This window comes from Streptomyces sp. NPDC026394, from assembly GCF_055567735.1.
In genome coordinates this window covers 790,481-804,313 of sequence record NZ_JBVHPX010000002.1, presented here as the reverse complement: position 1 = coordinate 804,313, position 13,833 = coordinate 790,481, and the positions used below count along the sequence as shown (strand labels likewise).

12 protein-coding genes are annotated in these 13,833 nt (G+C 72.9%); 9 read left to right on the top strand and 3 right to left on the bottom strand.

Annotated elements, in window-relative coordinates; all coding sequences use genetic code 11:
* Positions 1-67 precede the first annotated feature (67 nt).
* Positions 68-2,491: a transglycosylase domain-containing protein gene (locus ACZ4QV_RS07705; RefSeq protein ID WP_361144773.1), complete on the bottom strand. Its 2,424-nt coding sequence runs from the start codon at positions 2,489-2,491 to the stop codon at positions 68-70.
* Between the two features lie 297 nt (positions 2,492-2,788).
* On the opposite strand from ACZ4QV_RS07705, the gene ACZ4QV_RS07700 reads away from it, so the two are divergent.
* The 4 genes from ACZ4QV_RS07700 to ACZ4QV_RS07685 all read left to right on the top strand — a co-directional run bounded on the left by ACZ4QV_RS07700 (position 2,789) and on the right by ACZ4QV_RS07685 (position 6,294).
* Entirely contained in the window at positions 2,789-3,586 is a 798-nt protein-coding gene (locus ACZ4QV_RS07700; RefSeq protein WP_467762676.1) for an ABC transporter permease, read from the top strand.
* 67 nt (positions 3,587-3,653) lie between these two features.
* A complete protein-coding gene (locus tag ACZ4QV_RS07695; RefSeq protein ID WP_361614883.1) occupies positions 3,654-4,418 on the top strand; it encodes an ABC transporter permease in 765 nt (254 codons plus the stop codon).
* Between the two features lie 8 nt (positions 4,419-4,426).
* Positions 4,427-5,563 carry an ABC transporter ATP-binding protein gene (locus ACZ4QV_RS07690; protein WP_361635224.1) on the top strand — a complete coding sequence of 379 codons (1,137 nt, stop codon included), beginning with the start codon at positions 4,427-4,429 and terminating at the stop codon, positions 5,561-5,563.
* 17 nt (positions 5,564-5,580) lie between these two features.
* Positions 5,581-6,294: a DUF1707 domain-containing protein gene (locus tag ACZ4QV_RS07685; RefSeq protein WP_361144766.1), complete on the top strand. Its 714-nt coding sequence runs from the start codon at positions 5,581-5,583 to the stop codon at positions 6,292-6,294.
* A 57-nt stretch (positions 6,295-6,351) separates the two neighbouring features.
* Here the strand turns inward: ACZ4QV_RS07685 and ACZ4QV_RS07680 are convergent, their stop codons facing one another.
* Positions 6,352-7,650, bottom strand: coding sequence for an SGNH/GDSL hydrolase family protein (locus ACZ4QV_RS07680; RefSeq protein WP_361144764.1), 1,299 nt, complete (start codon positions 7,648-7,650; stop codon positions 6,352-6,354).
* Between the two features lie 258 nt (positions 7,651-7,908).
* Here ACZ4QV_RS07680 and ACZ4QV_RS07675 point away from each other — a divergent pair, with 258 nt between their 5' ends.
* The 5 genes from ACZ4QV_RS07675 to ACZ4QV_RS07655 all read left to right on the top strand — a co-directional run bounded on the left by ACZ4QV_RS07675 (position 7,909) and on the right by ACZ4QV_RS07655 (position 12,778).
* Positions 7,909-9,303 (top strand): DUF445 domain-containing protein, encoded by a 1,395-nt coding sequence (locus tag ACZ4QV_RS07675; protein ID WP_467762675.1) that lies wholly within the window; start codon positions 7,909-7,911, stop codon positions 9,301-9,303.
* Positions 9,304-9,373: 70 nt separating this feature from the next.
* Entirely contained in the window at positions 9,374-10,054 is a 681-nt protein-coding gene (locus tag ACZ4QV_RS07670; RefSeq protein ID WP_361585503.1) for a hypothetical protein, read from the top strand.
* Positions 10,055-10,149: 95 nt separating this feature from the next.
* Positions 10,150-10,965, top strand: coding sequence for a class E sortase (locus tag ACZ4QV_RS07665; RefSeq protein ID WP_361585500.1), 816 nt, complete (start codon positions 10,150-10,152; stop codon positions 10,963-10,965).
* An 11-nt stretch (positions 10,966-10,976) separates the two neighbouring features.
* The gene (locus ACZ4QV_RS07660; protein ID WP_361144755.1) at positions 10,977-11,222 is read left to right on the top strand and encodes a DUF3311 domain-containing protein; all 246 of its coding nucleotides are present in this window, start codon (positions 10,977-10,979) and stop codon (positions 11,220-11,222) included.
* On the top strand, positions 11,219-12,778 hold the full coding sequence (locus ACZ4QV_RS07655; RefSeq protein WP_361144752.1) for a sodium:solute symporter family protein: 1,560 nt from the start codon (positions 11,219-11,221) through the stop codon (positions 12,776-12,778). Before ACZ4QV_RS07660 ends, ACZ4QV_RS07655 begins: the two co-directional genes overlap by 4 nt.
* Here ACZ4QV_RS07655 and ACZ4QV_RS07650 read toward each other — a convergent pair.
* Positions 12,756-13,805 (bottom strand): SCO0930 family lipoprotein, encoded by a 1,050-nt coding sequence (locus ACZ4QV_RS07650; protein ID WP_361585497.1) that lies wholly within the window; start codon positions 13,803-13,805, stop codon positions 12,756-12,758. The genes ACZ4QV_RS07655 and ACZ4QV_RS07650 overlap by 23 nt on opposite strands.
* Positions 13,806-13,833: the final 28 nt, after the last annotated feature.

Sequence of the window (13,833 nt, the reverse complement as noted above, 5' to 3'; positions counted from 1 at the left end):
GGGCCGTACGCACGGTCCGCGCCCGCCGCGTACGGCCCGCGTCCGCCCGCCCCCGGGCGGGTCTCCGTCACGCCCCCGGGAAGTTCTCCCACCCGCCGTACGCCCCGCCGTACCCCCCGTCGTATCCGCCTCCCATGCCGCCGCCGCTGCCGCCCCGGCCGCCGTTGATGCCGCCCTCGACGCCCCCGGCGGGGGGCTCCACGGTGGGCCAGTCGTCGGTGGGGGCGGTGGTCGGCTCCTCGGTCGGGAAGGTGGGGAAGCTGGGCCCGGGGGCCGTGGTGGGCCCGGGGCCGCTGGTCGGCGGGGTGCCGGTCGGGCCGCTGGGCGGCGGCGTGTCGCTCGGCGGTGCCTCGCTGGTGCTCGGCTGCTCGCCGGGCGTGCTCGGTGCCCGGCTGGGGGCCTGGCTCGCGCCCGCCTCCAGGTCCAGGTCGAAGTCCTTGGCCGGTGTGCCGTCCAGGGCGGCTTCGGTGTACGCGGCCCAGATCTCGGCGGGGAAGCCGCCGCCGTTGATCCGGGCCTGTCCCGCCGCCCCGTACAGCGGCTTCTGGGCGCCGGTGTCCGGGTCCTGGCCCAGGACGCCGACGACGGTGGCCAGGTCGGGGGTGTAGCCCGCGAACCAGGCGGCCTTGTCCTGCTCCGCCGTGCCGGTCTTGCCGGCCGCGGGCCGTCCGACGGCGCGGGCCGCCGAGCCGGTGCCGCCGGGGCTCTCGATGACGCTGCGGAGGATCGAGGTGGTGGTGTCGGCGGCGTTGCGGGGCACCGCGGTCTTCTCGCCGCGGTCCGGCAGTTCGACGGTCTCGCCGCCCTTGGTGGCCTTGCCGACGAGGCTGTACGCGCGCTGCTTGCCGTGGTTGGCGAGGGTGGCGTACACCTGCGTCATGTCCAGCACGCTGGGGGTGGCGGTGCCGAGCGAGATGGCGCCCTGGGAGGAGCCGAGGCTCGGCGTGTCCTTGGGGATGCCGAGGTCGATGGCGGTCTCCTTGACCTTCTCCGGGCCGACGTCGACACCCATCTGGGCGTACACGGCGTTGACGGACTTGTCGGTGGCGGTGGAGACGGTGATCGGCCCGTAGGAGCGGCCGTCCTCGTTCTCGGGGGCGAAGCCGACGCGCCGGCCGTTGCTGACCGCCTCGCGCTTGTTGGTGCCGTCGTAGACCGTGTTCGGGGTGATCTTGTTGCCGTCCTGGGTGACGGCGCCGTTGGCGACGGCGGAGGTGAAGACGATCGGCTTGAAGATGGAGCCGACCTGGTAGTCGCGGCGGGTGGCGCTGTTGACGTACTGCTTGGCGTAGTCGATGCCGCCGTACATGGCGACGACGTTGCCGGTGGCGGGGTCGATGGAGGCGCCGCCGGCTCGTACGTAACGGTCGGCCGTGGACGTGCCGAGCTGCCGCATCAGCTTCTTGTCGACGGCCTCGACCAGGGCGTCCTGGCGTTTCTTGTCGAGGGTGGTGGTGATGCGGTAGCCGCCCGCCGCGAGCGTCTGATCATCGATGATCTTGTTGTTGGTCAGGTAGTCCTTGATCGCTTCGACCAGGTAGCCGCGCTGTCCGGACAGGCCGGTGGGCGGCTTGGCCTTCCCGGGCGTGGGAAAGGTCAGCCCGGCCCGTTCGGACGCGCTGATCCACTTCTTCTTGACCATGCCGTCCAGGACGTAGTTCCAGCGGTCCAGAGCGCGCTGCCGGTTCTGCGGGTGGGTGGCGACGTCGTACGCGCTGGGCGCGTTGAGCAGGGTGGCGAGGTAGGCGCCCTCGGCGGTGGTGAGCTGGTCGGAGTTCTTGCTGTAGTACGCCTGGGCCGCGGCCTGGATGCCGTACGCGTTGCGGCCGTAGTAGCTGGTGTTGAGGTAGCCCTCCAGGATCTCGGACTTGCTGCGCTCGCGGTCCAGCTTGATGGCGATGAAGAACTCCTTGGCCTTGCGGGTGATGGTCTGTTCCTGGCCGAGGTAGTAGTTCTTCACGTACTGCTGGGTGATGGTGGAGCCGGACTGCTTGCCCTTGCCGGTGACGGTGTTCCACGCGGCGCGCAGCATGGCGACGGGGTCGACGGCGGACTCGGAGTAGAAGTCGCGGTCCTCGGCGGCCAGGACGGCTTCCTGGGTGGTCTTCGGGACCTGGCTCAGCGGGACGTTCTCGCGGTTGACCTTGCCGTCGCGGGCGATCTGGCTGCCGTCGGCGTACAGGTAGACGTTGCTCTGCGCCTGGGCGGCCCGGTTGGCGGCGGGGATGGGGACGAGCATGTACCCGGCGACGAGGCCGCCCGCGACCAGCAGCAGGACGAGCAGGAAGCCGCCCAGCACCATCCGCCAGGTGGGCAGGGCGCGCCGCCAGCCGGTGCGCCGGGGGCGGCCCTTGCCGGTCTCGGCCTTCCGGCCGGCGGCCGGTCCCTCCTGGGGGCCGTCCCCGTCGGCGGCCGCGGGCAACTCGGAGCGTGCGGCCCACTTCGGTACGCGGGGGCCGGCCTTGCCGTCCTGCTGCGGATCGTCGCTCATGTCTGTATGGACTCCTCGGCCGCCGCCGAGGGTTGTACCGCGGCGGATCGGTGACGTGTCGGGCGATTCGCGTTCTAAGCCGGAAAAGGAACTGTCGCCCGATACGAAACTCTCGCATCAAGCCCTTCACCCACGAGGGGCGGCGCGCACCTGTGACCGCTCCGTGACCGGCCGAACGGGTCGAAAGACTCACCGGAACGGGTGAATAAATGCGTGGCCGGGCCCCCGCGCGCCGCACTAGGCTCCGGTGCTTCGCGCCCGAAGGTGGCGTGCCGTCAGGAACGGGAGGCGCCGGACGTGTTGTGCGCAGCCGTCGCGGCGGGCAGCTTCCGGCGCTATGCCACCTACCGTATCGCCACCGCCTCCGGCGTCTTCACCAACACCGTCTTCGGGTTCATCCTCGCCTACACCTACATCGCCCTGTGGACCGAGCGCCCCCACCTGGGCGGCTACGACCTGCCGCAGGCCCTGACCTTCGTGTGGACCGGGCAGACGCTGCTGGCGGCCACCGGGCTGCTCATCGGCGGCGGCATGGACGAGCTGCAGGAGCGCATCCGCAGCGGGGACATCGCCGTCGACCTGTACCGGCCCGCCGACCTCCAGCTCTGGTGGCTGGCCGCGGACCTCGGGCGGGCCGCCTTCCAACTGCTCGGCCGGGGCCTGGTGCCGATGGCGGTGGGCACGCTGGTCTTTCCGTCGGCGCTGCCCGCCTCGCCGGTGACCTGGCTGCTGTTCCTGGTGTCGGTGGCGCTGGGTGTGGTGGTCGGCTTCGCGCTGCGCTATCTGGTGGCGCTGACGTCGTTCTGGCTGCTGGACGGCGCGGGCGTGGCGATGGTCGCCGGGCTGATGTGTCTGTTCTTCTCCGGGATGGTGCTGCCGCTGAACGTCTTCCCCGGCGGGTTCGGCGAGGCCGTCCGGCTGCTGCCGTGGTCCTCGATGCTCCAGGTGCCGGCCGACGTGCTGCTCGGGGTGCACGGCGGCGCGGGGGTGGCGCGGGCGCTGGCCTTCCAGGCCGGGTGGGCGGTGGTGCTGCTGGCGGCGGGGCGGCTGGTGCAGTCCGTGGCGACGCGGAAGGTCGTGGTGCAGGGTGGCTGAGGAAGGTACGTGGACCCACCGCTCGCGGCTGTCCGAGGGCCTGCGGGCGTACGGCCTGATCGCGGCGATGTGGATACGTTCCACGCTCGCCTACCGGACGTCCTTCCTGCTGACGGCGCTCGGCAACTTCGCCGCCACCGGGCTGGACTTTCTCGCGATCCTGCTGATGTTTTCCCACGTCACGGCCCTCGGCGGCTTCTCGCTGCCCGAGGTGGCGTTCCTGTACGGCACGTCCGGCGCGGCGCTCGGCCTGGCGGACCTGGTGCTGGGCAGCATGGACCGGCTCGGCGTGCGGGTCAGGGACGGCACGATGGACGTCCTGCTGGTGCGGCCCGTACCGGTGTTCGCGCAGGTCGCCGCGGACCGTTTCGCGTTGCGCCGGCTCGGCCGGATCGTGCAGTCGGCGCTGGTGCTGGGCTGGTCGCTGACCCGGCTGGAGGTGGACTGGACGCCGGGCAAGGTGCTGCTGGTACCGGTGATGCTGCTGTGCGGCGCGGTGATCTTCGGGGCGGTCTTCACCATCGGGGCCGCGTTCCAGTTCGTCGCGCAGGACGCCGCCGAGGTGCAGAACTCGTTCACGTACGGCGGCACGACGATGCTCCAGTACCCGCCCACCGTCTTCGCCGAGGACCTGGTGCGCGGCGTCACCTTCGTCGTCCCGCTCGCCTTCGTCAACTGGCTGCCCGCGCTGCGCCTGCTGGGCCGCGACGATCCGCTGGGCCTGCCGGGCTGGGTGGACTTCCTGGGGCCCGCGGTCGCGGTGGCGATGTGCGGGCCGGCCTGGCTGGCCTGGCGGGCGGGCCTGCGCAACTATCGGAGCACGGGGAGTTGAGGGACGGTATGCGGAGCGGTACGGGGGATACGGTGCGCGGCCCGGAGGAGTCCGGCGCTGCGGAGCGCGGCCCGGCAGAGGCCGGGGCCGCGGCGCGCAGTCCGGAGAAGGACGGGGACGTCGCGGCGCGGCAGCAGCGGCGGGCCGGGCCGGCGCACGACCCCGGGCCGTCCGGCGGGGAGCCCGGTTTCATCGAACTGGACGGCGTCGAGAAGGTCTTCCACGTACGGCGCAAGGCGGGGCGGCTGCGGCGGGTGCGCGAGGAGGTGCGGGCCGTCGACGGCATCAGCTTCCGGGTGCCGCGCGGCGCGATGGTCGGCTACATCGGCCCGAACGGCGCGGGCAAGTCCACCACCGTCAAGATGCTCACCGGCATCCTGGTGCCCAGCGGCGGGCGGCTGCGGGTGGCGGGCATCGACCCGGCGCGGGAGCGGACCCGGCTCGCGCGCCGGGTCGGGGTGGTCTTCGGGCAGCGGACGACGCTGTGGTGGGACCTGCCGCTGCGGGACTCCTACGAGCTGGTGCGGCGGATGTACCGGATTCCGGAGAGTGCCTACCGCCGGAACCTGGAGCGCTGTGTCGAACTGCTCGACCTGGCGGCACTGTTGCCGGTCCCGGTGCGGCAGCTCTCGCTGGGCCAGCGGATGCGTGGCGACATCGCGGCGGCGCTGCTGCACGACCCGGAGGTGCTCTACCTCGACGAGCCGACCATCGGCCTGGACGTCATCAGCAAGGCGAAGGTCCGCGGCTTCCTGCGCGAGGTGAACGCGGAACGGGGCACCACCGTCCTGCTGACCACGCACGACCTCACCGACATCGAGCAGTTGTGCCGCCGGGTGATGGTCATCGACCACGGGCGGCTGGTGTACGACGGCGGCCTGGACGGGCTGCACGCCGTGGGACGCAGCGAACGGACGCTGGTGGTGGACCTGGAACGGGAGCTTCCGCCGATCGAGGGGGTGCCCGGCGCCCGTACGGTCAAGGTCGAAGGCCCGCGGCAGTGGCTGGCGTTCCCGGCGGCGCAGAGCGCGGCGCCGGTCGTCTCGGCGGTGGCGGAGCGGTATCCGCTGGTCGACCTGTCGGTGCGGGAACCGGACATCGAGGACGTCATCTCTCGGATGTACGCGGACAACGCGACGCCATGAGGCATTAATCTGTCCGTATGACTGACGAACTCCCCGATCTGCGCGCCTCGGACGCCGACCGTGACCGGATCGCCGGGATCCTGCGCGACGCCCTCGCCGAAGGGCGGCTGGCGATGGAGGAGTTCGAGGAGCGGCTGACCGCGACGTACGAGGCGCGTACGGTCGGTGCGCTGCGGCCGCTGGTCGCCGACCTGCCGCAGACGTTCGACGGCGGGGTGCCGGACACCCGGGCCGCCGGGTCCGGGGCGGCCGCCTGGCGGGAGCGGATCGGCGGCGAGCCGTCCTCCCGCGGGGCCTTCGCCTTCTGGAGCGGCTTCTCGCGCAAGGGGCGCTGGACGGCGCCGCGCACGTTCACCGCCGGGGTGTTCCAGGCGGGCGGCGAGATCGACCTGCGCGACGCGCACTTCGAGGCCGGCGAGGTCACGGTGCGCTGCTTCGCGCTCATGGGCGGCATCGATGTCGTGGTGCCGCCGGGCGTCGAGGTGCAGGTGACCGGCTGGGGTTTCATGGGCGGCTTCGACAACGGTGACGGCGAGCCGGGGGAGCCGGGCGCGCCGCGGGTGAAGATCACCGGGTTCGCGATGATGGGCGGCGTCGGTGTCCGGCGCAGGCTCTCCAAGCTGGAGAAGCAGCGGATCAGGCTGGAGCGCGAGCGGCGCGCGGAGTCGGCGCTTCCGGGGGACGCGCGCGGGAACGAGGTGTCGGAGCGCCGGCGCAAGGAGCTGGGCTGACGGCGTGCGCGGGCGCCGGTGCCGCTGTCTCAGCGGTCTCCGCGCCCCCGGGCCTCCTCACCGTGCCGCCCGCACCGCTCCCTCGAGCTGCCGCAGGCCGACCGCGTCGGCCATGGCCCGGTAGCCGGCGTCGCTCGGGTGCAGATGGTCGCCCGAGTCGTAGGCGGGCCGCATCCGCAGCGGGTGGTGCGGGTCGCGCAGCGCCTGGTCGAAGTCGGCGTACTGCTCGTAGATCTCCCCGGCGCGGATCTTCGCGTTGAGGGCCCGGCGTACGGCGTCGAGCTCCGGCCGGTGGCCGCGGTGGCCGCCGAACGGGGTGAGCGTGCTGCCGACGACCCGGATGTCCTGGGCCGCTGCCCGGCGCACGATCTCCCGCATCCCGTCCGCCAGTTCCTCCGCGTCGAGGCGGCGCGGTGACTTGAACAGGTCGTTGAGGCCGATCTCGACGACGACGGCCCGCACCCCCGCACGCGACAGCACGTCGCGCTCCAGCCGGGACAGCACGCTCGGCCCGCCGCTGACCGACCAGCGGTTGCTGTCGGTCAGCAGGCGGTTGCCGCTGATGCCCTGGTTGAGGACGCCGTAGCGGGGCGCGCCGGGCTCGGTGCGCAGCCGGGCGGCGAGGAAGTCCGGCCAGCGGTGGTTGGCGTCCGGGGTGGAGGTGTTGCCGTCGGTGATCGAGTCGCCGACGGCCACGACGGCGCCGTCGGTGTGCGGGCCGCGGACGTCCACACCGGTCAGGTAGCGCCAGGCGGTGACCTTCTCGGTGTAGGCGCCGCCGGCGGTGTCCGCGGCGTGGTCGCCGCGTGTCAGGTAGGACGTCTGGCGGGCGTGCGGGTGGTAGGTGACGGGCCCGGAGGGGGCCGGGGAGTAGGTGGTGACCAGCAGGTCGGCGGCGGGCGGCACGGTCAGCCGGACCGGGTCGCTGGTGACGGCGCCGCCCGCCGGTACGGTCACCGCGGGCCGTCCGGAGAAGGTCAGCCGGCGCATGGTGCCGGGCGTGGCCGCCGGGCCGCCGGGTGCGAGGGCGCGGGCGAGGGTGGCGTGCCCGACGGACAGCGGGCGGGTGCCGTAGAGGTTGGAGAGCTGGATACGGGCGCTGGTGCCGCCGATGCTGGTGTGCACCACGTTGCGCAGCGAGGTGTTCGCGTAGCCGTCGGACGTGCCGGGTTCGGCGGCCGCGGCGGCCGCCGACCACGTACCGGTCCACCGTTCCGCCGCGGGCGGGCGGTCGTCTCCCGCGGGGTCCTGGGTACCGCCACCGCCGGAGCCGAGGAGCACCGCGGCGGCGGCGAGCGCCAGCAGTGCCGCCAGACCGGCGAGCAAGGGCAAGGGGCGGCCCACTGGAGTCGACATGCGGGCACCGTCTCCTACGGCAGGCGGAGCGGCGTGCTCCGGGCGGGCACAGGGCAGCGTGTGATCAGCGGCGGCGTCGTGGTCCGGTCGGGTCATTCATGCTGCCACGCGGTCCGGGCGGCCCGGGTGGCGCCCTGGCGGCGCGCGGGGGAACTCGTGGTTCGCCTCAGGAGTAGGACACAGTTGAACGCACGGCCGGCAGGAAACAGGGCAGATGCCTGTACGTACGGTGCTGACGGGTTCGAGCGGGTGGAGCGGATGGAACGGACGAAGACGGACGTGGTCCCCGGGGCGGATACGGCCGCGGGAGCGGGCGGGACACCGCCGGACGGCGGGCGCGCGGGCACGGGCCGGTTCCGCGGCCCGGTACCGCCCGGCGGCTTCCCGCACAGCCCCGGGGACAGCCCCGCGGACGCGGAGAAGCGGCGCGGCGTACGGCGCATGAAGACCCTCGCGACCGGTCTGCTGCTCGGGGTGGCCCTGGTGTACGCCCTGGCCACCTGGGCGAAGGCGGCCGGCGCGGGCGGCTGGGCGGGGTATGTGGCGGCGGCGGCCGAGGCGGGCATGGTCGGCGCGCTGGCCGACTGGTTCGCGGTCACCGCCCTGTTCAAGCGGCCGCTGGGGCTGCCCATCCCGCACACCGCGATCATCCCGACGAAGAAGGACCAGCTCGGGGTGAGCCTCGGCGAGTTCGTCGGCGAGAACTTCCTGTCCGGCGACGTCGTACGGCAGCGGCTGCGCAAGGTCGGCATCGGCCGGCGGCTGGGCGCCTGGCTCGCCGAACCGAAGAACGCCGACCGGGTGACGGCGGAGCTGTCCACCGCGCTGCGCGGCGCGCTGACCGTGCTGCGCGACTCCGACGTGCAGGCGGTGGTCGGCGAGGCGATCACCCGCCGCGCCGACGCGCAGGAGGTCGCGCCGGGCCTCGGCAAGATGCTGGAGAAGGTGGTCGCGGACGGCGGGCACCGCCGGGTCGTGGACCTGGTCTGCGTACGGGCGCACGACTGGCTGACCTCGCACGGCGACTCGGTGATGACGGCGGTCTCCGGCGGCGCCCCCGGCTGGACGCCGCGCTTCGTGGACCGCAAGGTCGGCGAGCGGGTCTACAAGGAGCTGCTGCGGTTCGTCACCGAGATGCGGGACATGCCCGAGCACCCGGCGCGCGGCGCGGTGGACCGTTTCCTCAAGGACTTCGCGGGCGACCTCCAGTCCGACACCGACACCCGGGAGCGGGTGGAGCGCCTGAAGTCGGAGGTGCTGGGGCGCGGCGAGGTGCAGGATCTGATCGCCTCCGCGTGGGGCTCCGTACGCACCATGATCGTGGCGGCCGCCGAGGACGAGAACAGCGAGCTGCGGCAGCGCACCCGGTCGGCGCTGCTGTCGCTGGGCCAACGGCTGGCCCGTGACGGGCGGCTCCAGAACAAGGTCGACGGCTGGCTGGAGGGCGCCGCGGTCTACGTCGTGACGACGTACCGCGCCGAGATCACGTCGCTGATCACCGACACCGTCGCGAGCTGGGACGCCGACCACACCTCGAAGAAGATCGAGGCGCACATCGGGCGCGACCTCCAGTTCATCCGGATCAACGGCACGGTCGTCGGCGCCCTCGCCGGCCTGTGCATCTACGCGGTGTCGCGGTTGCTCGGGGGGTAGGGCGGCTCGGTACAGGGCTCTGGAGCCACCCCGTACGGGAGGAACCTGGGCGTACGGGGAAAATGAGGAGGTGACGGACGACGACATCCTGGCTGTACCGGACCCGGAGCGGGCACTGCGGTGGCTGCACGAGCGGCTGACCCCTGGCACCGACGCAGGGCGGCATGTCGTCACCGAACTCGTCCCCGAGGGCTACCCGGCGTACGTACGCGTCTTCCACACCTGGACGCTGGAGGAAATACCCGGACTGCGCAGGACGTGGCGGGAGATGGCGGCGGCTTCCGGCGCGCACTTCCACGGTGAGCTGATGGGCGGAGCCGTGCGGCGGGAGGTGCTCAGCCCGCCGGTCGGGGAGCAGTGGGAGGTTTTCGACGGGGAACCCGACCCGGCCACGCGTCAGGGACTCGTGGAAATCCTCTCGGCAGCCACGGCGGCGGACCAGCGGGTCTTCTACAGCTATGAGCTGGCCAGAGAGCTCCGCGGCGAGGAAACCCTCGTCTGGACGTCGTCGCTCTCCGGCCTGGAAGCCGTGCGGGCCCGCACGGGGGAGGAGTACGCGGGGCCGGAGCACTGGTGGCCCGAGGACCGCGGCTGGGTGGTCGCGTGCGACTGGGACCTGTGCTCCACGTATGTGGCGTGCTCGGAAGCGCTCGCCGAACGCCTCGTCGGCAGCGACCTGATCGAGGCCGTTCGGGTGGCTCCTGCCGTACGGGTGGACAACGGGGCCGATCACCTCGACCAGCGCTCCTGACGACGCCGAGGGACCGGCCCCGAAGCCGGTCCTGGCCCCGCCTCGGGCAGCGCCGCCTATGGAAGTCTCCCGCCGCAGGCCCTACCGTGCAGCGCGTGCGCGAGCGGATACCGGTGGTGGTGCAGGGGCAGCGGCGGCGACGGCCGCGCGCCGTACGGGTGGTGTGGGCGGGCGCGGAGCTGGCGGTGACGTTCGGCGTGCTCGTCCTGCTGCTGGTCGTGCACCAGTTGTACTGGACGAACCGGCAGGCGCAGGCGAGCGCGCGCGACCAGGTGGCGCGGCTGGAACGGCAGTGGGACGCGCAGTTCCCGCCGTCCGCCGGAACACCCGCCACCGGAACGCCGCCCGCCGGACCGTCGCCCGGCCCGGCCGCCTCCACCGCGCCCGAGCGGCACGGGGACCGTATGCGGCAGGAGTCCCGCGGCACCCTGGAGCAGGTCCCGCCGCCGCGCCCGCGCCGGGACGCCGCGTACGCGGTCCTGCGCATCCCGCGTCTCGGCCTGACCGTCCCCGTCGCCGAGGGGACCGGCAGGTCCGCCGTCCTGAACAAGGGCTACGCCGGTCACTACGCGCACACCGCGCAGCCCGGTGAGACGGGCAACTTCGCGCTCGCCGGGCACCGCAACACGCACGGCGAACCGTTCCGCTTCCTGAACCGGCTGCGGCCCGGCGACACGGTGGAGGTGGTCACCGCGGCCGCCCGCTACACGTACGCGGTCGACCGGACCGTGCCACGCACCACGCCCTCCGACGGCACCGTCGTCGCCCCCGTCCCGTACAGCACCGCCCACCCGTCCCTGCGCTACACCGAGCCCGGCTCCTACCTGACGCTGACGACCTGCACCCCCGAGTACTCCTCGGCGTACCGGCTGGTGGTGTGGGGCCGACTGACGGGCGCGGTGCCCCGATAGGCTCTTCCGCTGTGCTGAAACGTCCCACGCTGCTGTGGCTCCTGGTCCCTCACGTGCTCTACCTCGGTGTGCTGCCGCTGGTGAACCGTGTGACGCCGACCGTGTTCGGACTGCCCTTCCTCGTCTTCTGGATGCTGCTCGCGACCCTGCTGACGCCGCTGTCGGTGTGGCTGGCCTGGCGCGGCGACCGGAAACGGGCCGCGCGGCGGGCCGCCGGGCGAGCGGGCGCGCCGGCCGGAGAGGGGAGCGCGGCATGAACGCGACCATCGCCACCTCCATCTTCGCGGCGTTCATGGTGCTGACGCTGGCCCTGGGCCTGCTGGCGGTCCGCGGCGGCGGGCGCCGCGAGGGCGGGCTCGCCGAATGGTCGGTGGGCGGCCGCAGCCTCGGCACGGTCTTCATCTGGGTGCTGATGGCGGGCGAGAGCTACACCAGCTTCAGCTACCTGGGCGCGGCGGGCTGGGGCTACAACTTCGGCGCCCCGGTCCTCTACGTCCTCGCCTACATGTCCTGCGGCTACGCGCTCGGCTTCGTCGTCGGCCCGATGCTCTGGTCGTACGCCCGCCGGCACGGCCTGGTCGGCATCACCGACCTGGTCGCGCACCGCTACGGGCGGCGCTGGCTCGGTACGGCCGTGGCGATCCTCGCCACCGTCTGCCTGCTGCCGTACATCCAGCTCCAGATCACCGGCATGGGTGTGGTCGTGACGACCATCTCCTACGGTGCGATCAGCCTGAACCGGGCCTACTTCATCGGCTTCGCGGTGACCACCCTCTTCGTCGTGGTCAGCGGGTTGCGCGGCAGCGCCTGGGTGTCGGTCCTCAAGGACATCCTGGTGATCGCGACGCTGGCGTTCCTCGCCGTGTACGTACCGCTGCACTACTTCGACGGGTACGGGCCCTTCCTGGACCGGATCGTCGCCGAGAAGCCGCAGTGGCTGACCTTCCCGGGACACGCGTCGGGCGGCCTGGGCCAGGGCTGGTTCATCACCACCTCCCTCCTGAACTCGCTGACCGTCGTCATCTTCCCGACGACCGTCGCGGGCTATCTGGGCGCGCGCAACGCCGACGCGCTGCGGCGCAACGCGGTGCTGCTGCCGTTCTACAACGTGCTGCTGTTCGTGCCGATGCTGCTGGGGATGGCGGCGCTGTTCGTGGTGCCGGGGCTGACCGGCGCGGACTCCAACCTGGCGCTGTTCAAGCTGGTGGTGGACTCGCTGCCGGCCTGGCTGGTGGGCGTCACCGGCGTCGCCGCGGCGCTCTCCTCCATCGTGCCGATGGCCGTGTTCATGCTGGTCATCGGCACGATGTGGGGGAGGAGCGTGCTGGGTGCGGTGCCCCGCCTGGCGAACCGCCAGAAGCTGTGGTCCCAGGTGGTCGTCGTGGCGGCGGGCGCGCTGGCGCTGCTGCTGACGTACACCGCGCCGAACACCCTCGTACGCCTCTCGCTCATCTCGTACGAGGGGATGGCGCAACTGGTACCGATGATCCTGCTGGGGCTGGTGTGGCGGCGGCTGACGCTGTACGGAGCCGTCAGCGGTCTGCTCGTGGGCCTCGTGGTGGTCTGCGGGCTGGTCTTCACCGAACACGACCCGGTGTGGGGCATGAACGCGGGGATCGTGGCGCTCGCGGTGAACCTGGTGGTGGCGCTCGCGGTGACCTGGCTGGGCCCGCGGCCCGTGGACGACCGGCCGGACGCCGAGGTGCTGGCGTCGGACCTGGACCCCGAGGACGGTCCGGGCGCGGCCGTCGCGCCGGGGGACGGCGCGTCGGGAGGCGGCGCCGCCGGCGTCAGCCCGTCGCCGGCGAGGTGATCTTCTTGCCCTCGGGGGAGACGGCGAACCAGGTGCCCATCTTGCCCTGCCCGTTCACGTCCCCGGGCTGCTTGTCGCCGCTGAAGGTGTAGACCGGCCAGCAGTCGACCGCGAGCTGCTGGGTGCCGTCGGGCCGCGTGACGGTGCTGATCAGCTTCTCGGGGATGCCTTCGAGCTTGCTCTTGTCGGCCGGTCCGACGGGTTTCCAGGTGTCCAGGCAGGCGCCGTTGCAGCCGAACTTCATCGGCCAGGCGCTGTCCTTGTCGAAGCGGTAGACCGTACGGCCCTCTTTGTCGACGAGCAGCTTGCCGAGCTTGGGCTGGTCGAAGACGGAGACGTCGGCGGCCGGTCCGGCGGTGGCCTTCTTGCCGTCGGGGGCGAACGCGTTCCAGGTGCCGCCGACGCCGTGGCCCTTGGTGTCGCCGGGGGCGGTGTCCTTGGCGTAGCGGTAGGCGGGCCAGCCGTCGATGGTGAGCTGCTGGGTGCCGTCGGCGCGGGTGACCGAGCCGAGGGCGCTCGCTGCCATGCCGGAGGCGGCGGTGACGTCGTCGGCGGGCACCGGGGGCCAGGTGGTCGCGCAGGCGCCGGAGCAGGCGGAGTTCGGCGGCTTGGCGGTGTCCTTGTCGAAGCGGTAGAGCGCCTTGCCCTTGCTGTCGGTGACGACCGGGCCGAGCTGGGGGGACTGGCGCAGCGCGAGGGTCCGGGCGGGCTCGCCCTGGGCCGCGGGACGGTTGCTGTCGCCCGTCGAGCCGTAGCCGTCGCCGCCGGCCTGGCCCTTGCCCGCGCCGCTGTCGGCACCGTAACCGCCGCCGCCCGAGCCGTAGTCGGTGGAACTGCCGCTGCCCGCCTGCGCCTTGCCGTTGGCCACGGGGGCGGCGTCGGTACGGTCACCGGAGCCGCAGGCGGTGGTGAGCGCCATGACGGCGGCGGCCGTCACCGCCAGGGCGGTGTGGCGGCGCTGGGTGTCGGGGCGCGGGTGGGCAGCGGGGCGGGGGTGGCCGGTGTGCGGGTGGGGCTGCGGGCTCATCGTCGTCTCCTTGGAGGGGTGCCGGGGA